Genomic DNA, 25305 nt, shown 5'->3' with positions numbered 1-25305 from the left:
TATCCGGAGCTTGGTTACTCATTAGCTATCCCACAACTAGTCTCGGTCTAGCCGCCGATTCTCTCATCCACTGGTCGTTTGGCGAGAGTGCGGCCTCTGTCTGTGACGACTCCCCGGGCAACGGTTCCCTGACCCAGAGTGTCAAACTCCGATAGGCGTTATCTATCGTCGGTTCCGACGGAGGAGCACCACGGTAGACGAGGTACACGAGTCGGACACGGTCGCCACCCATCAGGGGCGCAATCCGGTGTGGGCGTTCCCACGTCTCACCGTCACGCAACCGGACAGAGAACTGGTCGATGTGCCGACGCTCCGTGACAGTTCCATCGGTAGCGACCATCTGAGACTGGGCGATGACAGTATACTCGACGGTGGTACGTTCATGATTGGTGAGAACCAACACGAGGTCTGCCCGTTCGTCGGGCGCAAGGTCGTGTGGATACCCTTCGGCGACCAGTTCACCGTCAGGACCCGCGGTCAACAACGAGGCACTCGTGTACGCCGGACTCTCAGGTGGGGCTGTGAGACCGACAACTAGCGTCGCGACTGCGACCATGAGCGTCACGGTGACGACGACGGTCGAAGGTGGCAGTTTCCCCCGTGACCCAGCGAGAGTACGCAAGACCCGTATTGGAGCGGGTCTGACAGGCACCGAAATGTCGGTGTTAGACGGAAGTCGGTGACGCCTGACGAATGCGAGGAGCGCGAACACCGCCGAGACAGAGAGGACGACCAGCACGACCAAATCGACCGCATACGAGAGTCCAGTAATCGCGATGAGGAACCCGTACACGGGCATGAGAGCGATGCTGAACCCGACCGCGACGGCCCACCGTTCGACCTTCCGAAGACCCGGGAGGAACCAATCGTCTTCAGATCGATGACGACCGAATGATCCGTCGCGGTCGGTTGTTCTGAGTGGAAACACGACCAGCGAAAGGACATATCCCGGAAACACCAGTACCGCAATCAGGGCGATGAGCAGTCGAAGCGGCGATCCGGCCGAAAGAGCCACCGCAACGACCAAGAGGAGCAAAAGCACCAGAACCGGCCAGACGACGTCGACGACATCGTCGGTGAGCCGGCCAGTTGAGTAGGGAGCCATTTAATCCCTTGAGAGTCGGTGACGATTCTGTTTTGTTATAGTCATAGTAACTGTAAAAACGACACGAGCAGTCTGTATGACGGATTATCATATCATCTAGTTTACTCGTTCGGTCGGGGAGCACGTACTGACGAGAATGCGGCTCGAAGGACCCAGCCACCATCGCTACGACAACCGAACAGCGTGAGTAGCCCTCGCAGAATCGCCCGGTTAGGAGCTGAATAGATACGTGGCGAACGAACGTTGTGACAGGTAACGACGACGCAGTAGAGCCGAATTATGTCCAAACGACTCCCCTCTTTAGTCTTCGTACCCGAGTACCGTGCGAACGAACAGGTGCGACGGTGGGGTGTGTGACGTGCAGTTCGAGTCTGCCGACTTCGCGCTCTGTCTGACACACGACGTTGACCGACCGTACAAGACCTACCAGAGCTTCTTTTTCGCGCTCACAGAGCGGCCATTGTATCACCTCGGGACGCTCAGACCGGGGATTGAACCATACTGGCAGTTCGAGGACATCATGGCCCTCGAAGCCGATCTCGGTGTTCGGTCGGCGTTCTATATCCTGAACGAACCGAGCCTGTTCGCGACGCAACCGCCGAACGAGTGGGTTCGGATAGAGAATCTCATCGAACACGCAGGACGGTACGACGTGACTGACGGCGACCTCGTGCGCATCCTCAGGAGTCTTGACGACGGTGGATGGGAAGTCGGGGTACACGGGTCGTTCCACACGGACACCAATCCCGACCGACTCGGAGTCGAAAAACGAGTGCTGGAGTCGATTCTCGGCCACGAGGTGTACGGCGGCCGGCAGCACCACCTCAAACTCGGTCCGGAAACGTGGCGTGCGCAGCGAGAACTCGGCTTCCGGTACGACGCGAGTCTCGGGTCACGCTCGTCGGCCGGGTTTCTCCACGGGTATGACCCACTATTCCCCTTCGATGACGACTTCGCCCTCTTCCCACTGACCGCAATGGAAGTCGCACTTCCGGACCCGGGAACCGACTTCGAGGCGGCCCAGTCCGCATGTGAAACACTGGTCGACGAAGCCGCAGCAAACAACGCCGTCATGACGGTACTGTGGCATCCTCGCTACTTCAACGAGAAAGAATTTCCGGGGTACAAGCGCCTCTATCGACACCTCGTCCAGTACGCGCTCGACTGCAATGGGTGGGTCGGTCCACCGCTCGACTGCTATGAACAGTTCGTGCTGGAAGACGAGAGCGTCGTTGGAAGCGGATAGTCGCCCGCGTCAAGCAGACTCGAATGGTGGTTGAAAGGGGGTTCTCAGGCTTCGATACCGGCCGTGGTCTCATCGGACAGCCGTTCATCTTCGGACGGCCGCTTCACGTATCCAAGCGTGGACATGTCTGTTGCCACGTCAACGATGAGGTCCGTGAGGTTCACGAGCGTCTCGACGTACTCGTTTCGCCGGGTCAACCACTGTTGTTCAATGCGAGGGTCACTAGCAAACCTGACAGCAGTCGCCACCACGTCGTCGAATTCGCTGAGGTTGCGAATGAGCCCCTGTCGTTCCAGTTCGACGAAGTTCCCCATGTCGTTCTCGCCGACGAACGAGTTCGAGCGAATCGCCGGCGTCCCGAGTAATGCCGCTTCAGTGACCATCGTCTGCGTGTCGGCGACGAAAACGCGTGCTTCTGCGAGTGCATCGTGGAGGAGCGCTGGATGGATGTCGTAGGGACGCGCCGGCAAGTCGTCGAGATTTACGTCCTCACCCTCATCCGTGACGAAGACAGTGACGTGGTCGCTGAGTCGTTCGATAAGTTCGATGCGATGGGCCGGGGGAAACCCCTTGTGCCCCACGTCGTGGTGCGACCCGAACGCGTTGAATCGGACGATTGCAAACGGTTCATCCGGTTCAACACCCAGATGCTCGCGGACGGTGGGGTTCGGTTCGTACACGTCGGGGTGGAGGTATGCGGTTTCTTTGAATCCGTCAAACCGGTAGTGCTTGGGACCGAGGTCTTTGCCGAACGTGTAGGGCGTCATCATGAGGTCAGCGAACGGGCGAGAGACGAAGTGGTCGAACGACGTCGGTTCGGAGTCGAGGATGAGGACCACCGGTGTACGACTGACCGCCCCCGCGTGTGCTGCGTAGCCACCCATCCCGAAGATGAGGTCGGGGTCGAATTTTCGGATGCGGCGTAGAATCGTCGCATAGTGGCTCGGCAACTCCCGTACAAGCGAATACTTGTTCGTTTCAACCTTGCCGTAGATTTCGTACGGGAGGCCGTAGTACGTCAGCAGCGACTTCGTACACCCGTACTCACGTCCGAGGACAAGAACCTCGTGCCCGTCGGCCTCAAGTCTCCGGACAGCATGTTTGTAGAGATGCACGTGTGCGGGCGTATTCGTGAAAAAGGCGTATCTCATCGTCTGCGACACGTACGCTCTCACACACCCTCGTTAAGAGGTGAATAAACGGAGCCTGGTCAGCGTCGTTCGGACACTTGTTCGTCGGCGGCAACTGCCGTACTCGAACGGTCCCCGAAAACGACGGTTCTCACCCTCGTAACCAGTGAAACCGAGTCTCTGACTCTCCCCGTGAGACGGGTATTCTACATATAACGAAATGGAACGCAGGCGGTGTTTCAAGCAACTGAACCAGCTATGTATATGTATTCGACAGTGAACGGTACCCGTTTTGAGGGTCCGATTCAGAGAACTGTCCACCACTGGGGGCGGATGTGAGCGTCGAGATCACTCGGGCCAGCGACACGGCACTCGACGGCCTCGATGGAACGTGGGATGACTTGGTCGAACAGTCCCCGATGGGGTCTCTCTTCCACCGCTACGACGTTCTCCGCGTCATCGAAGCACACAGTGGTGCGACGCTACATCCGCTCGTGGGGTACAAAGGCCAAGAGCCAGTCGGCGTGTTTCCGGTTTACGAAATCTCGAAGGGACCGGTTACGACCGCGTTTTCGCCGCCGCCGGGGATGGGGATTCCGAACCTCGGGCCGGTACTCTTTAACTATCAGAAGCTCAAACAGCGCCGGTTCGAGAAGCGAAATCTCGCCTTCGTCGAAGGATGCGTCTCGTGGATGGAAGAGAATCTCGATCCGAAGTACTCCCACGTCGTCACGCAGGCGAGTTACAATGACGTGCGACCCTTCCAGTGGAACGAGTTCACGGTTACGCCGAAGTACACCTACGACATCGACCTCTCGCTCGGTGAGGCAACGTTACTTGATGGATTCACTCGTGACGCCAGAACGTCGATTCAAAACACTCCTGACGACGCGTACGTCATCGAAGAGCGTGGGTTCGAAGGGATAGACTACGTCCTCGAACGAATCAACTCACGGTACGACAAGGGCGGCGGTGGCCTCGTGCTCAAACCACAGTACATCAAAGACCTCTACGACACGCTCCCCGACGGAAGCCTCCGCGTCTACGTCGCGGAAGTCGACGGCCAACCCGTTAGCGGCCGACTGACGCTCCACTCAGCGGACGGGGTGACCCTCTGGCAGGGCTCACCGAAACCCGACATCGACATCGACGTTCCCATCAACGACCTGCTGAACTGGCGGTCGATGGTCGATGGCATAGCCGCCGGGAAGTCGACCTGCAACTTTGTCGGGGCGAACACCCGACACCTCTGTCGATACAAAGCGAAGTTCAACCCCAAGACCAACCTCTACTTCGAAATCGAGCGTGGGACGCGGACGATGAGCGTCGTCTCCGACCTGTACCGGAGGTTCAGATAATATGACGAAACTACTCACACTCGGTCTCGATGGGGCCGCATGGCACAAACTCGACCGAATGATGGACGAAGGGAAGCTTCCGAACCTCTCGAAAATAGTCGCGGAGGGCACTCGTGCGCCGCTTCAGACGGTTCTTCCCCCGGTCACCTGTCCCGCGTGGCGGTGTTCGACCGCTGGCAAGAACCCGGGCAAGGTGGGTGTGTACTGGTGGCTCAACCTCGACCGTGAGACGGGACGCATCACGTCACCGACCGCGAACTCATTTGACACGGCGGACACGTGGGACTACCTCTCGGAGGCTGGACGCCGGACCGCCATCGTGAACGTCCCGATGACGTACCCACCGACGAAGATACACGGGACCATGGTTTCGGGATTCGGTGCGCCGTTCGAAGTCGAGCTGGAAGACGAACCGATGACGTATCCACCCGAGATGCAGGACCGACTCAACGACGAGTACGGCTGGCAGGTCGGTGTCGACGACGTACACGCTCCCGGTGGTGTCGACGAGGCCCTCGACCTGATTCGCTCTCGGTTCGAGTTGCTCTTCGACTTACTCGACGAAGGATATGACTACATCCACCTGACAATCTTCTACATCAACGTCCTTCAGCACCACTTCGGCGACGGTCCAGAGACCGAACGTGGATGGGTCCTGATAGACGAGTACCTCGGAGAACTCCCCGACGATCTGACGAAGATTATCTATTCCGACCACGGGCACTCACACATCGACCACACCTTCGTCGTGAACAAGTATCTCCTCGACAAGGGGTATCTCTCTATCGAACGCCGGACGGGTGACGGCGTTACTGGCGGCCTCTACTCACTTCTGAACCGTGTTGGAATATCCATCCGGACAGCTGGGATGCTCGCCAGAACCGTGCTGCCGAAGTCACTCTACAAACGAATCGTAAAGTCCGGATACCCGATTCCGACGTTCGAACTCGCGAACCGGGTGCAGTGGGACGAAACGGACGCAGTCGCGCTCAGTCAGGGACCGCTCTACATCAATCGGGACCGCCTCGGCGACGACTACGAGCGGTTCCGCGCGGACCTGAAAGCGGAACTGGAGTCCATCACAATCGATGGCGAATCCCCCTTCGAGGCGGTCATGTTCGCGGAGGATGTCTACGACGGCCCACACATCGACAAGGCACCGGACTTGATGCTCATTCCCACCGACGCATGGGAGATATACGGCGGTATCACCCCGTCTGTCGTCGAGCGACAGGTCACCTCGTGGACCTCTGGCAATCACCCAACCGGGATGTTACTCGTCCACGGTCCCGACGTCACCGCTGGAGAACTCTCGGCGCGGTCGATTCTCGACATCGCACCGACCGTCCTCCGGTATTTCGACTGCCCGGTTCCAACGGACCTCGACGGCGAGGCGTTCGCAGAACCGTTCTACGAGGGACTCCCTGAAACAAGACAGCGAGCGCCAATCGCCGCCACAAGCGACGACACGACAACAGACGACGGAGAACTAAAACGCCGCCTCGAAGACCTCGGGTATCTCGAATGAAACCTGTCCGGAACGGCGTCATCGCGTGGTCCGACCACGCTGAACCTGAACAGGTTCCTACCGAGTGGGTACTCCACCACCTCGTGAATACCCTCGACTACGCCAGAGTGCGCGACTATCGCGGTTGGGACCTTTACGACGGTGAGAGCAGTCGCATACTGCAAGCGCTCCCCATAGACAACACGTGGGTGAACCTCGCATTCCAGCAATCGGTCCGCCGAGCACCCATCAATATCCGTCCGCTCCTCGCCGTCGAGCAACGGCGGAACTTCATGGGCGTCGCGCTGTTCGCCATCGCGAATCTACGCGCCTACGAACACACGCATCAAGAGCGCTTCATCGACGACGCACAGGAACTGGTCGACTGGCTTATCGAGAACCAGAGTACGGGCTACAGCGGGTTCTGTGGTGGACACAAACATCCCCTACAGGGGTTGGAGTATCGAAACATGCCCAACGTCCCCGGCATTGTCGGGACGACATACGCGGTACAGGCGCTCCTTATGGCGGCCGACCACCTCGGCAACCACTACCGCGATGTCGCGCTTACGTCCGCCGACTTCGTCTTCGACGACTTGCGCTACACGGAGCACCCTGACGGTGCGCGAATCAATTACAAACCCCTCGACACGGGCGAGTACTACACGCTCAACGCCAACGCACTTGGTGCCAGACTCCTCTTGAACCTGTACGACGTGGCTGGTGAGGAACGGCTTCGAGAAGCTGCGACGAACATCCTCGACTACGTGGCCGCCCAGCAGACCAAAACCGGTGGCTGGATGTACCGCGACCCACCGGAGACATCGCACCTCTCGATGGACAACTTCCACAACGGCTTCATAGTCGAGTCGCTGCTTCGGTACCAAGAGATAACGGGGTCGAACCGATACACGTCGACCCTTGACGAGGCGCTCTCGTTCTATCGAGGCCTGTTCACCGACGACGGTGCCCCACGATACGACGAGGCAAACGAATACCCGTACGACATCCATTCGTCCGCCCAAGGTGCCGTCGTGTTCTCGATGCTCGGCGACGAGTTCGCAGAGCGGATCATCCGCTGGGCGGTCGTGAACCTCTCGAACGGAAAAGGGGAGTTCTACCACGAGAAGCATCGATTCTACACCAAACGCATCACGCTGATGCGATGGTGTCAAGCGTGGATGGCGCACGGGATGTCCCGGTACCTCACGAGCGCAACCGAGTAACTGTCCAGACCGGTCTCACCACCGAGTTGGTCGAGTTACCAGTGTCGCCAAAAAGGGCGAGTTACCAGTGTCGCCGAAAAGTATCTAGAGCGCGTTGACGACGGCATCCACAATCCGTCTGGCGGCGTCGCCATCACCGTACAGCGACGGTTTCGGGGGGAGTTCGTCCGTTCGCCGCAGCGCCGTTCGAATTGCGTCGGTGTCTGTCCCGACGAGTTCGTTCCACCCCGATTCGATGGTTTCGACCCATTCGGTCTCCTCCCTGAGCGTCACACACCGGGTGTCGAGATAGAACGCCTCCTTTTGAACCCCGCCAGAGTCCGTCGCGACGCGGTCAGCATCGTCGACGAGGCGGACGAAGTCGAGATAGCCGAGCGGTTCGAGAACGATGAGTTCTCGCGTCGTGAGTTCCCAGAGACCGTTCCGCTTGAGGGCCGCTTCGGTCCGCGGGTGAACGGTAAAGACGACCGGAAGCGGGGCGTCGACGAACCCACGAACGATCCGTTCAAGTCTGGCCGGGTCGTCGGTGTTCGCCTGCCGATGGACCGTCGCCAGGATGTACTCTCCCGGCTCAACGCCCGCCTCGTCGAGAATCGTCGATTCGTCCCGTGCCCGGTCTCGAACGAGCGTGATAGCGTCGTACATCACGTCGCCAGTAACGACGACACCCGCTGTGATTCCCTCGTTTGCGAGCGTCTTGACGGCTAAATCAGAGGGGACGAACAACAGACTCGAACAGTGGTCGGTGAGTACTCTGTTTACTTCCTCCGGCATCGACCAGTCGCCGCTCCGAAGACCCGCCTCGACGTGTGCGATCGGGATGGTACGCTTCACTGCGACGAGTGTAGCCGCGAGTGTCGAATTTGTGTCACCGTACACGAGAACGAGGTCAGGGTTCTCGGCTACCACAACCTCGTCGAGCTTGCGCATCATCTCGGCCGTCTGTTCTGCGTGGCTCGCCGACCCGACGCCGAGATTGTACTCGGGCGTGGGGATGTCCAACTCGTCGAAGAACACGTCCGACATACCGAAGTCGTAGTGCTGCCCAGTGTGGACGAGCACCTCCGAACAGCGCTCACGGAGAAGTCGAGACACGGGGAACGCTTTGATAAACTGCGGCCGAGCGCCGACCACAGAGAGGACTGTCTGCGTGGGCATCGGCTACGCTCCCTCCCTAATCGTATCAGTCGGAAAATTGCTTCTCGTCATTGTCTGTCGAGACGTTCGGTGTCCCATTAATTCATTACCGGATAACACCTGTAACTAGCCGAAAGGACGGAAACAAGACCTAGACAGCAAAATCAGTCGGCGAGATAATACTATCCTAGCACCGAACCGAATACCGAGAAAACCCTAGCACCGAACCGAATACCGAGAAAGCAGGAATTAATCAATCGCGAGCAGGCCACACGCGGATAAACCACTCCATAACAATGCTGGTAAGAGAGAATCCTAGTAATACGTCATAAATATGATTTCTCACATGGTGTGGTGTCCCTCTACACCTTGGGCAGGCACCGAAAAATGAGTCCCCTCGACTGGATTCGGTCGCTCGTCGAGAGGCTGAACCCGTCTGGCGATGTCGGAGAACGGGTCGTCAAGAGTGTCATCTGGTTAGTCGGGCAGAACGTTCTCGGACGGGTGTTCCAGTTGTCGATGCTCGTGATACTGGCTCGGCTTATCGGTCCGCACGAACTTGGTATCGTCGGTATCGGCCTCCTCGGACTGAGTGCGATGAGGAAGTTCACCAAAATCGGACTGAACGCCGCGCTCATTCAGAAAATAGAGGAGGATGTCAACTCGCATCTGAATACGACGTGGGTCATGGAAATTGCACGTGGACTCCTTATCGGACTCGTGCTTTTTCTCGCCGCGCCGATGCTCGCGAACACAGTGTTCAACGAACCTGACGCGATGTGGCCGATACGGGCCATCGGTCTCTCACCGGTTATCCTCGCGTTCCAGAACCCCGGGGTGGTCTACTTTCAGAAGAATCTCGATTTTCACAAGCAATTCGTCTACAAGGTGGTCGGCGACGCCTCCCACTTCGTTGTCAGCGTGAGCTGGGCATTAGTCTCACCCGACGCCTGGTCGTTTGTCGCTGGCTTTCTCGCTGCCGACGTGCTTCGATTTTTCATCTCCTACCTCATCAACGATTACCGACCGTGGCCAGCATTCGACCTCGAAGTGGCGAAGGAACTCGTCAACTACGGGAAATGGATGACTGGTTCGTCCATCCTCTATTTCCTTTACAGCGAAGGTGATGACGCCTTCGTTGGCTGGTTCCTGAACCCGACTATGCTGGCGTTCTATCAGTACACCTACCGCTTCTCGAATATGCCCGCGACCGAAATTTCGGGAGTCGTCGAGTCGGTGATGTTCCCAACGTTTTCGAAGTTACAGGGGAAACAAGAGAGGCTCAGGAACGCGTTCAGGAAGACGCTCCGAGTCACCGCACTCCTCTCGTTCCCGTCTGCAGTGGGCATCGCCGTCGTCGCACCGACCTTCATGTTGGCGTTTTTCGGCGAGGAGTGGATGGTTGCGGTTCCAGCGATGCAAGTCCTCGCTATCTACGGACTGTTCCGTGCACTCAGCCGAACGTTCAGTCCGGTCTGGAAGGCCATCGGTCGTCCTGACTACATCACAAAACTCTCAGCGCTTCGCGTCCTTCTCATGGCGATACTCATCTACCCGCTGACGGTCCGATACGGTATCACGGGGACGGCAATGGCAGTCACCGTCCTGTACTTCTTCCCGATGATGCCGCTCGACATCCTCATCACTGCACGGGAGTTGGACATGAAACCAACAGTAATTCTCTACGAGTTCCTGTTTCCCAGCATCGCCAGTCTGTTCATGGGCGTCGGCGTGTGGTACGTTCAGACGCAACTCCCGTTCGGGTCAATGTTCAACTTCGTGATACTGGTGGGCGCAGGAATCGTCCTCTACACCATCGCAGTCATCATACTCGAAGCGCAGTTCGACTGGGACATCAGACGCAATCTCAGTGGCATCGTCAAGAACCTCTCACCAGACCCGGCGGAGTAGCCACTGAGTCGCACGCGTTCGTAGACACCATCTATCGGAGTTATATTCTGCCTACTCGCAGCGTTCTCGAACGTCGTAGTCACCCGGCAGCCCACAAAATAAATTAACTGACATTTACAGCCAGATTGTAAATTCATAACAAAGCCGTCTCGGGGGGTTATTCTCAATCAATGATACCAACGATGGGGAACTCCCAACTCCGGATAGCGAACAGTGGAATTTCGCTCGACGGTCGGGGAAGCAGATGACCTCTCCAGCACACGACGGAATCTCACCCGATGCCGTCGTCGGACCCGGGGACGGACCAGGACCAGAGATTGGGTCCGACCCAGTGATTCGGTCGGGGTGCATCATCTACGACGATGTCGTTATCGGCGAGCGATTCCGAACCGGACACGGCGTTCTCATTCGCGAGGAGACGGTCATCGGCGACGACGTTCTCGTCGGCACCAACACCGTCATCGACGGGTACACCATCATCGGGTCGGGCGTGAGTCTTCAGACTCGCGTCTATATTCCGTCATACACGACCATCGGAGACGACGTATTCGTCGGCCCCGGTGCTGTTCTCACGAACGACCCATATCCGGTCCGACAGGATACCGACCTCACCGGTCCGACACTCGAAGATGACGTTTCTATCGGTGCGAACGCGACCATCCTTCCCGGCGTGACAGTCGGGAGAGGAGCGTTCGTGGCTGCTGGTGCAGTCGTTACGAGCGACGTCCCCCCCGCGACGCTTGCCGTCGGGTCGCCAGCCAAACACAGACCGCTCCCACCCGAGCTTCGTGGCGAGAACCAGATTCGAGAGACAACAGACAGCAACCCATGATGCTCCATTCACCATCTTTCCAGCGGCACAACACCGCTCATCGTACCGAGCGCGGGACAGATTCCTGCAGTCAGATATCATCGGTGTTCCCAGTCGGGGTTCTGAGACAATGAGACTCGATGTCGGAGTCATCGGCGTTGGGTCGATGGGAAAGAACCACACTCGCGTCTACAACGAACTCAGGTCTGCAAACCTCGTCGGCGTGGCGGACACCGATACTGAGCGTGCCGAGTTGGTCGCCTCGGAGTTCGAAGTCGGTGCCTACTCAGTCGACGAACTACTCGCGAGGGTCGACGCCGTCTCTGTCGTCGTTCCAACGGAGTACCACTATCCAGTTGTCGAGCAATGCATCGACGCTGGCGTCCACGTCCTTGTCGAAAAACCGTTCGTCGCGTCGATAGAGCGTGGGCAGAAACTACTTGACCACGCAACGGAGAACGATGTCACCATCCAGGTCGGACACATTGAACGGTTCAATCCGGCCGTGACGGAACTTTCGCGGATTCTCGACGGAGCACCGTTGATTGCACTCGAATCGCGACGGCTCGGCCCGCTACCGAGCGACGCCCGCAACCTCGACAACGTCATCCTTGATTTGATGATTCACGACATCGACGTGATTCAGTCGCTCGTCCCGGATCCCGTCGTTGATGTGTTCGCCGTCGAGGCGGTAAACGGCCAGCACGCCACGGCGAACCTCGTGTTCGCCAACGGAACGACTGCGTCGCTCACCGCGAGTCGGGTGACTCAGCAGAAGGTGCGCGAACTCACAGTGACGACCGAAGACCGATACATCGAACTCGACTACACCAAGCAGTCGATTGCGATTCACCGACAATCGCGTCCGGAGTACCAAGAGGTCGACGGGAACCTCTCGTACCACCACGCGGGAATCACAGAGCGACCGTTGGTTCAGACCGGCGAGCCATTGAAACTTGAACTCGAATCGTTCATCGAGACGGTCGTCGATGGCGACACCCCGCGTGTCACTGGCGAAGACGGCCTCCGAGCGGTTGGCCTCGCAAACGCAATCAGCCAGTACTCCAACAGGTCCGGAAGCGTCCGTTCGACACAAGAACCGGTGTTCCAACCCACCGAGGTCAGCTAATGACCGCCTCACCACTCAGACAACAGTTGAACTTCAGACACGAACGTATCGACAGCACACCACCGGCAGGACAGATGAGCTTCTGCCTCACGACAGACCTCACAGGGAACGGCCGTCCGGACGTTCTCATCGGTGCCGTCGGCGGAACGTACCCCGTTACGGTGCCAGTGCTCAACAAGCGCCTCTTCCTGCGAAAGCTCCCAGTGGTCCGTGACATCATCGAGCAGATAGAGTGGAACGTCTTCTGGTACGAGAACCCGGGGTGGAAACGACACGACATCGCAAAATCCCCGGAACTCTCAGTCGGTGGCGCGCTCGGTGACCTCACTGGAAACGGGCGGGTCGACCTTGTCGCCGGGCAGAACCTCGGTCAGTTCGACCTCTACTGGTTCGAACAACCAGCAGACCCACGAGAGCGCTGGACGCGACGCATCATCACCAGCGCGTTCGAGAAGTATCACGATGTCGCCATTGAGGACGTCGATGATGACGGCGAACTCGAAGTACTCGCTCTCTCACAAGAAAGCGAAGTCGTGTTCTACTACGATATTCCCGACGACCCACGACAAGAACCGTGGCCGGTCGAGAACAGACACATCGTGGCCGAAAACCTGAACGTCGAAGGCGTCCACGTCGGGGATATCGACGGCGATGGAAAGACCGAGATTCTCGCGGGAACGAACCTTTTCCATCGGACTGACGACGGAACGTGGGAACGCGAGGTTCTCGCCGACGGATGGCCGTGGACGCGGGTCACTACCGCCGACATCGACGGCGATGGTGACGACGAAATCATCGTGACTGAGGGAGACCTTCCGTACCAGGGCACCAGACGTGCCAGACTCGGTATCCTCGACCCGCCCACGTGGGATGTGACAGTGATTCACGATGACCTCTCGAACCCCCATTCGTTACAGGTCTCGGACCTAGATGACGATGGACGGCCGGACATCTTCGTCGCCGAGATGGGTCTCGAAGCGGGCCACGTCCCGCGGCAGTTCGTCTTCTGGAACAACGGTGATGGGACCTTCGAACCGGAGGTTATCTCGAGTGGCATCCCGACACACGAAGCGAAACTCGTCGACTTGGACGGCGACGGCCGCGTCGACATCGTCGGAAAAGGATACGCCCATCAAAACGTCGACGCCTGGTATCGAGACTAACGTTCTACGTCGCGTCTCTTTTCGGCCTCGAACGCACGCTGAGTCCGAGTCGAACCAAAAAGAAGCACCGATTAGGAGTCTCTCCTTATACGCTGAACAGGCGCAATACCACAGCCTTTGGCCGTGGGGATGTCAACGACCGCCGATAGTGTAGACGTGGCGGTCCGGTCGGTCGGGGAGGTCAAGCGTGTTACGTCCGTCGATGATGACGACATCGTCGAACGCGTCCCAGTCAATGGCATCGAATTCGTCGTGCGGAGTGACAACGACGACGCCGTCGAGAGTGAGCGTCGAGATATCGTTGAGGTCGACCGGTGTCCCGCCAAACGCCGAAACGTCGTTGAGAATCGGGTCGCAGACAAACACCTCGCCGCCGAGTTCGACGAGCGAGTCCACAATCGGTTTCGCCGGTGTCGCTCGCGTCTCCGCGACACCGGGTCGGTATGTCAATCCGAGGACGAGAAGTCGACTCCCGTCAACATCGATTCCACGTTCCTGTAACAGCACTGTGAGCTTCGAGACGACAAAGGAGGGCATTCCGTCGTTCACCTCACGAGCGGTGCGTAGGAGAGGCGTATCGGCCGATGTCTGTGACGTGAGGAAGTACGGATAGTAGGGGATACAGTGCCCGCCGACGCCAGGGCCGGGAGTGTGGATGTCGCAGTACGGTTGGGTATTCGCCGCTTCGATTGCCGCGTTTGCGTCGAACCCCAAGTCGTCGCCGATTTGAGCCAGTTCGTTCGCGAGTGCGATGTTCACGTCGCGGTAAACGCCTTCGAACACTTTCACCGCCTCCGCAGTGGTCGCATCGGACATGGTGATGATATCGTTCGTCGTCAGTTCACCGTAGATGAGTTCCGCGACGCGCGTACTCTCAGCGTCGACGCCGCCGACAATTTTCGGGTACGCACCACGGATGTCCTGCAGTGCGCGACCGCTGGAGGTACGTTCCGGACAGAACGCGACGCCGAACTCACCCTCGTGGACGCCGCTCTCGGCAGCGACGAGCGGGACAATACGGTCCGTACTCGTTCCCGGGGGAACAGTACACTCGACGATAATTTGGTCACCGGGATCGATCCCAGATGCGATTCCGCGGGCCGCCGCCTCAAGAGCCGAGAGGTCTGGCTCAGCCTGCGGCGACAGGAGCGTCGGGACGATAATGACGTGAATCGACGCCGCCGATGCCGCTCGCTTGACCTCCGTCGTCGCGGTAAACGAACCGGTATCGACGAGTTCCGAGACGAGTGCCGGCAGTTCTGGTTCACCGTCGATGTGGCACATCCCGCGGTTGAGTTGGTCGACGACGGAATCGTCGATGTCGACTCCGATGACATTGCCAGTCGTCTCAGCGTAGACTGTCGCAAGGGGAAGCCCCATTTTTCCGAGGCCGTAGACGGCGACTGGGAGACGCCCTTCGAGGAAGTCACGCCGTTGTTCCGACACCGGTCTGGTGGCCCCGTAGAGTGGTTCTGCTGCGTCACGCAGTAGTTCGTCGTTCATTGGGGTACCTCGACGAAACCCTCGATTGCTCGAATGATTCGGTCGATGTCGGCATCCGACAGGGCGGGATGGACGGGAAGCGACAGCACCCGTGCTGCCGCAGCGTCTGCTTGGGGCATCATCGCCGAGACGTGGTCGTACACCGGTTGTCGGTGAAGCGGGAGCGGGTAGTAGACTTTGCTCGCGATGTCGAGCGCCGTGAGATGGTCGTGCAGGGCGTCGCGGTCGGCGGCCCGGACTGTGTACTGGTGGAAGACGTGTGTCCGACCGTCGGGAATGACGGGCGTCTCGATGCCCTCGATTCCGGTCAGACCCGCTGTGAGTTTCGCGGCGTTCTCTTGGCGGGCCGCGGTGAACTCCTCAAGTCGGTTGAGTTGCGCCAATCCAATCGCCGCCTCGATACTCGTCATGCGGAAGTTGTGGCCGACCACGTCGTGGACGTATCCCTCACGGCGGCCGTGGTCGACAAACCGGGCGGCCCGTTCGGCAACGCCGGTGTGGTTAGTGGTTATCATCCCACCCTCGCTCGTTGTCATGTTCTTCGTTGGATAAAACGAGAAGCAACCGACGTCACCGAGTGACCCCACCCGCTCGCCATCGACCATCGCCCCGTGTGCTTGCGCCGCATCCTCGACAAGGTAGAAGTCGTACTCGTCGGCGAGTTCGCGCAGACGGGGCATGTCCGCTGGAAGGCCATAGAGGTGAACGGCGATGACAGCGTCGACCTGCGCCCCGTCGCGGAGGTGGGCTTCCAGTGCGTCCGGGTCGAGGTTGTACGTCGCCGGGTCGATATCGACGAATTCCGGTTCTGCGCCGGTCAGTGCAATCGCATTCGCCGTCGCGATGAATGTGAACGGCGTGGTCACGACGCAGTCACCCGGCCCGAGGCCGAGGCCTTCGAGCGCCGCGTGAAGGGCTGTCGTCCCATTGGAGGTGGCGACGCCAAACTCGGCGTTCACGTACGCCGCAAATTCTTCTTCGAATTCACGGACGACGGGACCATCGGCGAGCATTCCACTGTCGAGCACATCGAGGACCCGTTCTTGCTCCGCCAAACCGATCAGCGGTTCAGCGATAGAAATCGGGGTCGTCATTCGAGTGACTCCATCAGTTGTGTTTCGGAGGAAATCAATTGAAGAAAACCATCCCGAATGGACGGGTATCGTGGTTCATCCATGGTTGAAACCGGCGGTGAAACCGCTTTGTTATGTCTGGATTACCGGGTCATCGGGGACATAACTGACAGAGAGAGCCGATGGCAGTGTGGTATGCACCGGTGCGCGCTGCTCGAATACCGCTACTGTCACCGGGTTACACACCAGTTACCGGCAGTTCGCCCGCGGCAACCATCTCTTCGAGCGGGTTCGATTCGATGTCGAGCGGCAGGTCGATTCGCTGGCGTTTGTGCGCCGACTCCCAACTCGCGAATATCAGCTCGGTCGCTTGCAACGCGTTCGAAGCGCTCAATTCGGACGTTTGACCCGCCGCGAGCGACTCGACAATCTCCTCGATTGCTCGCTCGATGTACGTCGTCGAATCGTCGTCGAACCAGTCTGGCGAGATGACAGGGACGCGTCGTGAAATCGCCCGGGTGAGCCTCACCTTTCGGTCCGGGACAGGGCCGTGGATGTCGTCGCCGCCAGTATCGACCCGTATCCACCCCTCAGTATCAGACGCCAGCATCCGAAGTGGTGGCCCGTCTTCGTGGCCGATTTCGAGGACGCCATCACTCCCAACGAGGCGAACCTGGGCGTTCAAGAAGCTATTACGCCCGGTCGATGCCACCCCGTGAACGCCGTTTTCGTACTGCCAGTGAGATATCGCCTGGTTCTCGTTGTGCGCACCAAACAGGAGATTTTCGTCCCGGTAGTCGATTTGTGCGAGAACCCACTTTGCGGGCGATTGGTCGGTGAAGTAGCCGGCGAGGTCGAAGAGATGGGTACCGTAGTCGTAGAGATTCTCGCCGCCCAGTTCGATGCGCTCGAGGGTTCCAACTCGACCGTCATCGAGCAGTTTCTTTGCCACTCTGAACGGTCCGCCGAATCGTCGCTGATGGTTGAATGTCAGCTGGACGCCATTCTCCTCGGCCACAGCGGCCATCTCGCGGGCTTCGCCCCACGTCAACGCCATCGGTTTCTCGCAGTGTATCGCGTCAGGGATACCGCTCTCAGCGCATCCGATGACGATATCCGCGTGGGCCGCAGGCGGCACACAGACGCTTATGATGTCAGGTTCGACTTCGCTGAGCATCTGTTCGTAGTCTTCGTACACGTGATCGGAGAGGATGTCAAATCGGGTGGCGAACTGTCTAGCGTTCTCGATGATGATGTCGGCGCAGGCGACGAGTTCGCACGATTCGAGTCGGCGATATGCCTCTGCGTGCCTGTAGGCCATCGCGTACCCCTCGGTGGATGGGTTATCCGGGTTTGCCCCCGTTCCAATCATCGCGATTTTGTGAGCCATCTTTCGCCTGAATATCAGCTTCTCAGCTCAAAGGTACTCACTGGATAAACCACCCGTGGTGTGCGCAGCGGGACGCTCACACACTCCGCCCGACGGCGCGGCGGGCGAGTTCAACGCCGGGCCGTCCATCGGTAAGCCACAGCGCTATCGCTGTGGCGAGTAAGACAGCCTCGAAGACGAGGTAGCCGACTACCTGCGGTGACGTACTCCCGGATATCGCAATGAACTCCTGATATTCGCCGATGTAGATCGCAACGCGCCCAAATAACCCACCGCCACTCACCGAGCCACTCTGTTCCACGAACGGCCATAATATCGAATCGAACGAGAGCGGGCCACCCTCGGTGAGTTGACCATAGAGGATGTCAGAAGGCGGATGGGCCAGATACCCGACAGCAAACCCAACGCCGACAGTCAACCGTGACCATCGGCTCAGTACAATCATGACGGCGAGAGAAACTGGGACCGCGATGAAAACTGAATGTGCGAGTGACGTTCCCGATGGAAGTACAGCAAACGTCCACGCAAGCGGTTTATCGATGAGGTCCGGGAACTGCGTACCGAACGCGAGGGCGACGGCCGATACATCGTCGAGCGTCCAGTCAAACACGCGGACCAGAAGCGAGAACAGGATGTAACCGACCGCAAGGTGCTCCCATGGCCACATTCACACCCACACTCCATCGCGATACCCAGCAGAACACCTCAACACACGGAATTCCGTCATCTATCGCCGCGAGGTTGAACTAGCAGGGAGTTAGTTATGGACCACCGATTCGAAACCGTTGCCACGCAGACGAGAGAGGGTGGTTCACCAAGTGCATACTAAAGTAGTTGGTCACAATGTACGTACCTATGGACCACGATGCCCCAGCGACGCCTGCAAAGGGCCACCAATACGAGCGTTCAAGTGGGACACTCGAAGTCGTCTTCGCCGTCGAAGATGGCCGCGTTCTGACGTTCAGGGAGTACCCCAGCATCGACTTGTTTCATCGAAGCGTAGCCGACGCACAGTACACCGGCGAGAACAGTGCGGTCAAATCGCTCCCCGGCGTCGATGCCTTCCGTGACCTCGACTTATGACGACGAACTCACAGCACCAGAACCGTCGCTAAGGAGGGATTAAATCCGAACGTATCGGTGAAATCGTGAACCGAGCGCACCGTCTCACGAAACAGATAAGAGATTAAACAAAAAGTCGCGGGAGAGGTTAAACACAAAATACCACGCGAAAGTGGGGACTCGGGGACACATCAGGGATCCCTACCATCCGACAAAATTGATTTTTCTGCCTATAACAAAGTATCTATTTGATGTAAATTGGCGACATGTCTACTCAAAACCGGTCGGGGAGAGTTGTTCTAATCGTAACTCTGGTGGTTGTTGCCCTGATTGCTGGCGTCGGGTTCAACGCGCAAACAGGGGCGCAAAACACAGAGAGTACGCCCGAGTCATTCGAAATCGGGAGTGTTGGTACAGACCACTCCGACGGCGTGTTGCGTCTCTCAGCGGAAGTAACGAATCCGGACGCAGACGCGCAGACGGGGACCGTAGCCCTGAGAATCGACCAGAATGGTGATGGGACGTTCGAGACTCCGGTCGAACGCCGCCAGATTACGTTCGCGAGCGGTGAACAGCGCGACATCTCGTTCGACCAGTCGACCGAGAAGATGAGCAGTGGAACGTACCACTATGGTGTGTTCGTCTGGAGCGAAGATTCCACCACAGAAGCGCACAAGTCAGTCACTGTCGACATCGAGCAACCGCCGAAGTTCCGTCTGTCCGGCGTCTCTAACACGATATCTGTCGTCAAAGGAGAGTCCGCCGGACTTTCGTTCGAAGTGACGAATGTCGGCGACTCGACGCGAACCCGACTCGTGAACCTCGCGGTCGATTCGAACGGTGACGGGGCATTCGACGCCACCGAAGAAGTCGACACTGCGATACTCAAACTCGAACCCGAACAATCGAATCTCGTCTCGTTGGAGATTCCAACGGACGGGCTCGACGCGGGAACATACAACTTCAGAGTCGGAACTGAGACGAACTCTGTGAGTGGTGTGCTGACCGTCCTGCGACCGGCCACCTACGACATCCAGTTCACGTCGATTCCGGAGAACGTCACGAAAGACGACCCGTTGAACGCATCCGTGAAAGTGACCAACACGGGGGATATCGGTGACACTGCGACGGTGACGTTCGGCCCAGAAAACGGCAGCGAGTACGTCACCGAGTCGGTCACGCTCGCCCCGGGTGAGGAGGCGACGCTCAATCTCAGTCAGAATACACAGAACGTCACTCGGGGAGATACCACCTTCGTCGCGTCTGTCGGGTCTGCAAACGACTCGGCGAACGTCTACGTACTCGGACCGTACTTCAAGGTGACACGTCTCCACGATACCAAGATGGGCCGCGATGGCACTGACCTGTGGGTGAACATCGAGGCACGGGTCACCAACATGGGAGACATACCTGCAACTGAGACGGTTCGACTACAAATCGACCTCGACGGTGACGACAGACCAGAGCGCGTGGGGCTCAACAGAACGCTCACGCTCGGCGTCGGTGACCGTGAAACGATTTCGTTCGAGGTGCCAACCAAGATGAACGACCAAGACGCCGCCGTCGCACCCTCCGAGGGGACCTACATCTATGGCGTCTTCTCTGACGAGACGAACGAGACAGGCGTCTTTACTGTCAGAACCGACTCAGACAGCAGCAGTTCGTTGGACGGGAGTTCCGTGAATGATGGCTCGACTGACGACAGCGCTACCGGTGACAGTACAGACGCCGACTCGACCCAATACGCAACACTCGATGAGATTACACAGGAGAAGTACGGCCGCTACTTCGACGACCTCAGCGGTGAGACGAAAACGCAAGTCGAGGAACTACGCTCTCGCCAGCCGTTCGCCGATGGCTATGCGATTACTGACGTGCTGACCCGCGAAGAGCTGGCAGAACAAAAGTACAACGTAGACCTCGAAGGCGAGAGCTTCGACTTCCACAGCCTGGATATCGAACTCCAACAACAAATCGAGGCAGACTTCGACAGTCAGTTCCAGAGCGAGGACGGCGACCGGTACGAATCCTGGGAGGAACTCGCTCAGTCGATGTACGGAACCGACTTCGATTCACTCACTGAAGAACAACAAGCGGAGGTCAAAGCGGAGTACGAAAAACAATTCGAGTGAGTGGCTGCGTCTGGCTGAGACTCCGTCCACAGTGGGAGTGTGACGGCCAAAAAAGGACGTCAACGCGCACGCACTGTATCACTTTTTTGCTATCGGCGGTCGTCTCTGTCGATAGTTTCCGAATTTGCAATGCAGTTGCACGAGACGAGACTAGTGGTACGCATGGAGCTTCGGGACGGCGGTGTCAGTAGAGAATGACTCCCGGACAGTGCTGTGGTTTGCATGGCACGCGAACCACGGTACACGAACGTTCGAACCGGGAGCCAATGTTGACTATGAAATGTATCTCAATAAACGCTACGTGATTCAAGTCCTGCCACTCGGAGCCACGTGCGGTGTCGAAATTGACACCAGCCAAGCGTCATCTCTCGACTAATGCAAAACCTAACTCGGTACGCCATATCCTTCCGAAGACGAACGAGTGGTACTGTTCGGCTCGTATGAGTTATTTCTCAGAACTTCAAAACGTTCAGTTTGGATAGAATCGTGATATTTTGCGCGGTGGGTGGCACCTCGTGAATGGAGAATTCAGGGTTCTGTTTACTCGTGAGTGGAGAATTCAGGATTCTGTTTACTGGTCGTGAAACGGCGTTCACAGGCCGTGATTCAGTTAACTACTCTATTACTTTGGGAATTCTTGACGCTTGTTTGGTTGCCAACCGATGTATGAAAGAGACACACCAAACGGATAGCTCCGCCCGGTGCGACTCCCACGGGGAAGAAAGAAAGCGGGCTTCAAGAGGCGAACCGCCCGGGGGTCAGTTCACTCGCCGCGACATCATCCGTTCGATTCCCGTCGGCATGGCGCTTTCTTCACTCCCGGTCGCGAGTTACGTCGCACGCGCTGCACCCGATTACTGGACCGTCGTTGCGCTTCCAGATACGCAGTTCTACGCGGAACGAGACGACTGGACGCAATATGCACACGACCAGACGGAGTGGGTCGCCGACAACTCGGAGAGCGAGCACATCAGGTTCGTCACACACGAGGGCGATATCGTCGAGAACGGTGGGCGAGATGTCGAGTGGGAGCGCATGGACAGCGTCATGTCCACACTCGATGGCGAGGTACCGTACTCGGCGATACCAGGGAACCACGACTGGGAGAAAGAGGGAGACAGAACGTCTTCGATAGAGAACTTCACGGAGACATTTGGTGCGAGTCGCTACGAGAACAGAAGTTGGTTCGGAGGTACCGGTCCAGAAACGACTCCTCTGAACTTCTACCAGTACTTTTCAGGGGGAGCGTACGACTTCCTCCACCTCGCACTGGAGTTAGAGCCCCCCGGAGAGGTAGACGACCCAACCACGTCTCTCGGGTGGGCTCGGCGCGTCCTCGATGACCACCAGTTCATGCCGACGATTCTCACAACTCACTACTACCTCGAAGACGACGGTCGGTCGACGAACCTCCACGAGCGAAACGGCATCGGAAACACTGGTGAAGAGGTCTGGCAGAAACTCGTCAAGACGAGCCCGCAGGTGTTCATGGTACTCTGTGGTCACATCCACGGGGAGAACCACCAGATATCGACCAACGACGCCGGCCTCTCCGTCTACGAGGTGCTCGCAGACTATCAGGACTACGACAACGGGGGGAACGGGTGGATGCGTCTCATTCGTTTCCAACCTGGAGGTGAAAGCGGCCCCGACAGAATACAGTTCGTCACCTACTCGCCGAGTCTCGACGAGTACATGACGGATAGCTCAAGTGAGTTCAGTTTCGACCTCCAGTTCGACGAACGGTTTAACCCTGCATCGTGGGTGGGCGACGTAGACGGCAACGGCGAACTAGACCAAGACGATGTCACACACCTCCAGAAGCATCTCTCGGGGCGTGACATCGACACCGACGAAGACGCTGCTGACGTCAACGGCGACGGCCGCGTCGACATCGCCGACGCTGTGACGTTGAACAACTATCTCGAGGGGAGCTGAGAGAGGATTCCAAATGACTGGCACGTTCCGAACCCGAGTTGGCGTGGTCGTGGTGGTGGTCACCGTCGTGTTGAGTGCCACGGTTGGACTGAGCATTCCCGGTGTCGTCTTCGCTGACTCCGTGTCAGTACACGTCGGCCAAGATGACCCCGTCTCCGGAGTGGCTAACGAGACAGTGACGGTCACTGTCTGGGCGAACGCCTCGAACGTCTCCGGCTACCAAGCCAACCTGACGTTCGACCCGAGCGTCGTACAAGTGGTCAACGTCACTGGTTCCGAGGACTTCGAAGACCCGGTCGTCACCGTCGACAACCAGTCCGGATGGGTCGACTTCAATCAACTCCGAACTAGCGGCCGTGACGACCCTGTTCTCGCAGAGATAACGCTCCTCCTCTCAGGAACGAACGGAAGTGAGACCACGCTCACATTCGAGGAGTCGGAAACTGTCCTCGCGAACGACACCGGTGAGACGATGTTTATCAGCGATTACGACGGTGTGACAGTGAGTATCGAAGGAAACACGTCAACCCCAACTCCAACCCCAACCCCAACTCCAACCCCAACCCCAACCCCAACTCCAACCCCAACTCCAACTCCAACCCCAACTCCAACCCCCGAACCGACGAGTGATGACATCCGGAGTGGTGATGGAAGCAGTAGTCGGAGCGGAAGTAGCAGTGGTGGAAGCAGTAGCAGCGATTCCGCCGATACCGAGCCTTCAGAGCCGAATATCGTCGTCCATGATGCGGACTTGCTGGATAACTCACTCAAAGTTGGCGAGACGGCGACAGTGTGGGTCAGCGTGGCGAACGATGGCGACGCACCGGGAGAGTACGAGGCACTCCTCTACGTGGATGGGGAGAATGTCGAGCGTCAAACTGTCACCATCGAACCCGGTAGCTCGGTGGAACTCACTCTCAACTACTCTGTTGACGAGCCGGGGACGTATGACATCAAACTCGGTGCCACCCGTATCGGTGCGCTGCGAGTCATGCAAGTCACAGAGACACCGACGACTGTGCCGGAACCCACGACCACGGCGACAGACACGGTGACGGTGACGGACGAGAGTCCGACGCCCAACACCACAGTTACCACCGTGATTCGGACCGAGCAGTCACAGACGCCATCCGGTGAGACGTTCAGTGGGAGCGTCCCTGGATTCGACCTCGCCATCACTACAGTAGCACTGCTACTCGTGATTGCAATCGGCTACCTGTACCGCCAAAAATGACAATTCAAAACCACACACAGACAGAATCAAAGAATCTGAACGAAAAACACAGTACTAATCACCAATCCATGAAATCCAACTACTACAACTTCTTCGGCAAACTCCTGCTCGAAGTCAAAGGCGAGGGCGGACGGTCGACCAGCCAGTTCCGAACGATGTACAAACACTTCGAGGTGTCCAATCCAGAGGGGGACCCTGATATCGTAGTCGAACGGACAACCGAGCCTATCTCGTCAGAACTCGTCCTCGGCCTCCCGGAAAAGTACTACGGGTGGACCGGAAGCAGGTTCGTCGTTAAAAAAGGACCCGAGTACATGGCAGTCGAACCGGGATGGAAACACATCTACGTGACTCCAAACTGGGAGCCGTTCTACGCGATTTACCCAGTCGAATTCATGCTGCGGTCTACCCTCGCCTTGGAGAATCGCGCACTCATCCACGCGTCCGGTATCGAACTCGATGGCAAGACAATCTTGTTCCCCTCCTGGCGGGGCGGTGGCAAGACGAACACGCTGATGTCCCTGCTCGACGCGGGTGGAAACTACCTCGCCGACGACCGCCTCTGGGTCGGCGCAGACGGCAGTGTCCAGGGGTTCCCCCTTACAGTTAACCTCCAGCCATTCAACATCGAATCGTTCCCCTCGGTGCAGGAACAGTTCGGCGAATCGGATACGAGCCCTCGACGTCGGGTGAGCCAGTACATCGAACAGAATATCGACCCGAAAGGTTCCATCGTCGGGAAAGCGCTCACGTTCTTGAATCGGTACTACCTCAAAGAACGAAGCCGGAGTTTCACCGACATTCCGACTGTCTTTCCGGACGCGGAGTATGTCGACCAGTCGGCTATTGACGCGATGGTCTTTCTCACCGCCGCACCCGAACAGGACCACGTGAGTCTCACTGAGATGACGACTAACGAGGCAGTGATGGCAACACAGGCTATCAGCTACTACGAGTGGAACGAACGCCTCGAGGAGTACTTCCGGGCGTACGACTCCCTCGTGCCGGACGAGCAGAAACCAGATGGGTCAGCCGTCGAGCAGTTGACCCATGTCATCGACACGGAGCGTAAAGTATTCGAGAAACTGTACAACTCCGTCGAGACGTACCGTGCTTCGATTCCGCGGAAGACCAACTGGAACGAATCCGGAACCGACCGAGAAATCGTCGAGACCATCCAGTCAATCGGGTTTCAACCAGAGATTGAAGCGGGAGACTGACCCCGAATAAGAGGCCACAACACACCGCCG

General features: G+C 58.0%; 20 protein-coding genes. 13 read left to right on the top strand and 7 right to left on the bottom strand.

Going from position 1 to position 25305, the window contains the following annotated elements:
• Window positions 1–25: 25 nt before the first annotated feature.
• On the bottom strand, window positions 26–1105 hold the full coding sequence (locus ACH9L7_RS17385) for a DUF1616 domain-containing protein (RefSeq protein WP_396613401.1): 1080 nt from the start codon (window positions 1103–1105) through the stop codon (window positions 26–28).
• A 358-nt stretch (window positions 1106–1463) separates the two neighbouring features.
• Here ACH9L7_RS17385 and ACH9L7_RS17380 point away from each other — a divergent pair, with 358 nt between their 5' ends.
• On the top strand, window positions 1464–2351 hold the full coding sequence (locus ACH9L7_RS17380) for a polysaccharide deacetylase family protein (protein WP_396613400.1): 888 nt from the start codon (window positions 1464–1466) through the stop codon (window positions 2349–2351).
• Window positions 2352–2395: 44 nt separating this feature from the next.
• Here the strand turns inward: ACH9L7_RS17380 and ACH9L7_RS17375 are convergent, their stop codons facing one another.
• Window positions 2396–3502, bottom strand: a complete 1107-nt coding sequence (locus ACH9L7_RS17375) for a DUF354 domain-containing protein (protein ID WP_396613399.1) — start codon at window positions 3500–3502, stop codon at window positions 2396–2398.
• A gap of 314 nt (window positions 3503–3816) precedes the next feature.
• On the opposite strand from ACH9L7_RS17375, the gene ACH9L7_RS17370 reads away from it, so the two are divergent.
• Genes ACH9L7_RS17370 through ACH9L7_RS17360 form a run of 3 tightly spaced genes read left to right on the top strand, consistent with a single transcriptional unit; the run spans window position 3817 to window position 7572 of the window.
• Complete coding sequence (locus tag ACH9L7_RS17370; protein WP_396613398.1) at window positions 3817–4839, top strand: GNAT family N-acetyltransferase; 1023 nt, start codon at window positions 3817–3819, stop codon at window positions 4837–4839.
• A 1-nt stretch (window position 4840) separates the two neighbouring features.
• Window positions 4841–6367 (top strand): alkaline phosphatase family protein, encoded by a 1527-nt coding sequence (locus ACH9L7_RS17365; RefSeq protein WP_396613397.1) that lies wholly within the window; start codon window positions 4841–4843, stop codon window positions 6365–6367.
• The gene (locus tag ACH9L7_RS17360; RefSeq protein ID WP_396613396.1) at window positions 6364–7572 is read left to right on the top strand and encodes an antibiotic ABC transporter permease; all 1209 of its coding nucleotides are present in this window, start codon (window positions 6364–6366) and stop codon (window positions 7570–7572) included. Before ACH9L7_RS17365 ends, ACH9L7_RS17360 begins: the two co-directional genes overlap by 4 nt.
• Window positions 7573–7656: 84 nt before the next feature.
• Here ACH9L7_RS17360 and wecB read toward each other — a convergent pair whose 3' ends face one another.
• Complete coding sequence (gene wecB, locus ACH9L7_RS17355; RefSeq protein ID WP_396613395.1) at window positions 7657–8730, bottom strand: non-hydrolyzing UDP-N-acetylglucosamine 2-epimerase; 1074 nt, start codon at window positions 8728–8730, stop codon at window positions 7657–7659.
• Window positions 8731–9096: 366 nt separating this feature from the next.
• On the opposite strand from wecB, the gene ACH9L7_RS17350 reads away from it, so the two are divergent.
• The 4 genes from ACH9L7_RS17350 (at window position 9097) to ACH9L7_RS17335 (ending at window position 13723) form a co-directional block, all read left to right on the top strand.
• On the top strand, window positions 9097–10620 hold the full coding sequence (locus ACH9L7_RS17350) for a lipopolysaccharide biosynthesis protein (RefSeq protein WP_396613394.1): 1524 nt from the start codon (window positions 9097–9099) through the stop codon (window positions 10618–10620).
• Window positions 10621–10864: 244 nt separating this feature from the next.
• Window positions 10865–11452 (top strand): acyltransferase, encoded by a 588-nt coding sequence (locus tag ACH9L7_RS17345; protein WP_396613393.1) that lies wholly within the window; start codon window positions 10865–10867, stop codon window positions 11450–11452.
• Window positions 11453–11561: 109 nt separating this feature from the next.
• Window positions 11562–12560, top strand: a complete 999-nt coding sequence (locus tag ACH9L7_RS17340; RefSeq protein WP_396613392.1) for a Gfo/Idh/MocA family oxidoreductase — start codon at window positions 11562–11564, stop codon at window positions 12558–12560.
• Window positions 12560–13723: an FG-GAP repeat domain-containing protein gene (locus tag ACH9L7_RS17335; protein ID WP_396613391.1), complete on the top strand. Its 1164-nt coding sequence runs from the start codon at window positions 12560–12562 to the stop codon at window positions 13721–13723. Before ACH9L7_RS17340 ends, ACH9L7_RS17335 begins: the two co-directional genes overlap by 1 nt.
• Window positions 13724–13855: 132 nt before the next feature.
• Here the strand turns inward: ACH9L7_RS17335 and ACH9L7_RS17330 are convergent, their stop codons facing one another.
• From ACH9L7_RS17330 to ACH9L7_RS17315, 4 genes are all read right to left on the bottom strand, one after another.
• Entirely contained in the window at window positions 13856–15226 is a 1371-nt protein-coding gene (locus tag ACH9L7_RS17330; protein ID WP_396613390.1) for a nucleotide sugar dehydrogenase, read from the bottom strand.
• Window positions 15223–16320, bottom strand: coding sequence for a DegT/DnrJ/EryC1/StrS family aminotransferase (locus tag ACH9L7_RS17325; protein WP_396613389.1), 1098 nt, complete (start codon window positions 16318–16320; stop codon window positions 15223–15225). Before ACH9L7_RS17325 ends, ACH9L7_RS17330 begins: the two co-directional genes overlap by 4 nt.
• Window positions 16321–16537: 217 nt before the next feature.
• Window positions 16538–17689 (bottom strand): Gfo/Idh/MocA family protein, encoded by a 1152-nt coding sequence (locus tag ACH9L7_RS17320; RefSeq protein WP_396613388.1) that lies wholly within the window; start codon window positions 17687–17689, stop codon window positions 16538–16540.
• A gap of 76 nt (window positions 17690–17765) precedes the next feature.
• Window positions 17766–18356: a metal-dependent hydrolase gene (locus ACH9L7_RS17315; protein ID WP_396613387.1), complete on the bottom strand. Its 591-nt coding sequence runs from the start codon at window positions 18354–18356 to the stop codon at window positions 17766–17768.
• Window positions 18357–18544: 188 nt separating this feature from the next.
• Between ACH9L7_RS17315 and ACH9L7_RS17310 the strand changes: the two genes are divergently transcribed.
• From ACH9L7_RS17310 to ACH9L7_RS17290, 5 genes are all read left to right on the top strand, one after another.
• Window positions 18545–18772 (top strand): hypothetical protein, encoded by a 228-nt coding sequence (locus ACH9L7_RS17310; protein ID WP_396613386.1) that lies wholly within the window; start codon window positions 18545–18547, stop codon window positions 18770–18772.
• Window positions 18773–19065: 293 nt separating this feature from the next.
• The gene (locus ACH9L7_RS17305; protein WP_396613385.1) at window positions 19066–20883 is read left to right on the top strand and encodes a hypothetical protein; all 1818 of its coding nucleotides are present in this window, start codon (window positions 19066–19068) and stop codon (window positions 20881–20883) included.
• Between the two features lie 666 nt (window positions 20884–21549).
• Window positions 21550–22821, top strand: coding sequence for a dockerin type I domain-containing protein (locus tag ACH9L7_RS17300; RefSeq protein ID WP_396613384.1), 1272 nt, complete (start codon window positions 21550–21552; stop codon window positions 22819–22821).
• Between the two features lie 13 nt (window positions 22822–22834).
• Entirely contained in the window at window positions 22835–24055 is a 1221-nt protein-coding gene (locus tag ACH9L7_RS17295; protein ID WP_396613383.1) for a cohesin domain-containing protein, read from the top strand.
• A gap of 68 nt (window positions 24056–24123) precedes the next feature.
• Window positions 24124–25275, top strand: coding sequence for a hypothetical protein (locus ACH9L7_RS17290; protein ID WP_396613382.1), 1152 nt, complete (start codon window positions 24124–24126; stop codon window positions 25273–25275).
• Window positions 25276–25305 lie beyond the last annotated feature (30 nt).

Source organism: Haloferax sp. S1W, assembly GCF_044593955.1.
In the GTDB taxonomy this organism is placed as follows: Archaea; Halobacteriota; Halobacteria; order Halobacteriales; family Haloferacaceae; genus Haloferax.
Note: the sequence above shows the minus strand (reverse complement) of the source record. Positions and strands in the feature narration are given on the sequence as shown.

Coding starts and splice junctions, on each gene's coding strand:
- ACH9L7_RS17385 (WP_396613401.1), bottom strand. CDS start 1,105: ATGGCTCCCTACTCAACTGGCCGGCTCACCGACGATGTCGTCGACGTC.
- ACH9L7_RS17375 (WP_396613399.1), bottom strand. CDS start 3,502: ATGAGATACGCCTTTTTCACGAATACGCCCGCACACGTGCATCTCTAC.
- ACH9L7_RS17365 (WP_396613397.1), top strand. CDS start 4,841: ATGACGAAACTACTCACACTCGGTCTCGATGGGGCCGCATGGCACAAA.
- ACH9L7_RS17360 (WP_396613396.1), top strand. CDS start 6,364: ATGAAACCTGTCCGGAACGGCGTCATCGCGTGGTCCGACCACGCTGAA.
- wecB (WP_396613395.1), bottom strand. CDS start 8,730: ATGCCCACGCAGACAGTCCTCTCTGTGGTCGGCGCTCGGCCGCAGTTT.
- ACH9L7_RS17350 (WP_396613394.1), top strand. CDS start 9,097: ATGAGTCCCCTCGACTGGATTCGGTCGCTCGTCGAGAGGCTGAACCCG.
- ACH9L7_RS17345 (WP_396613393.1), top strand. CDS start 10,865: ATGACCTCTCCAGCACACGACGGAATCTCACCCGATGCCGTCGTCGGA.
- ACH9L7_RS17340 (WP_396613392.1), top strand. CDS start 11,562: ATGAGACTCGATGTCGGAGTCATCGGCGTTGGGTCGATGGGAAAGAAC.
- ACH9L7_RS17335 (WP_396613391.1), top strand. CDS start 12,560: ATGACCGCCTCACCACTCAGACAACAGTTGAACTTCAGACACGAACGT.
- ACH9L7_RS17330 (WP_396613390.1), bottom strand. CDS start 15,226: ATGAACGACGAACTACTGCGTGACGCAGCAGAACCACTCTACGGGGCC.
- ACH9L7_RS17325 (WP_396613389.1), bottom strand. CDS start 16,320: ATGACGACCCCGATTTCTATCGCTGAACCGCTGATCGGTTTGGCGGAG.
- ACH9L7_RS17320 (WP_396613388.1), bottom strand. CDS start 17,689: ATGGCTCACAAAATCGCGATGATTGGAACGGGGGCAAACCCGGATAAC.
- ACH9L7_RS17315 (WP_396613387.1), bottom strand. CDS start 18,356: ATGTGGCCATGGGAGCACCTTGCGGTCGGTTACATCCTGTTCTCGCTT.
- ACH9L7_RS17310 (WP_396613386.1), top strand. CDS start 18,545: ATGGACCACGATGCCCCAGCGACGCCTGCAAAGGGCCACCAATACGAG.
- ACH9L7_RS17300 (WP_396613384.1), top strand. CDS start 21,550: ATGAAAGAGACACACCAAACGGATAGCTCCGCCCGGTGCGACTCCCAC.
- ACH9L7_RS17295 (WP_396613383.1), top strand. CDS start 22,835: ATGACTGGCACGTTCCGAACCCGAGTTGGCGTGGTCGTGGTGGTGGTC.
- ACH9L7_RS17290 (WP_396613382.1), top strand. CDS start 24,124: ATGAAATCCAACTACTACAACTTCTTCGGCAAACTCCTGCTCGAAGTC.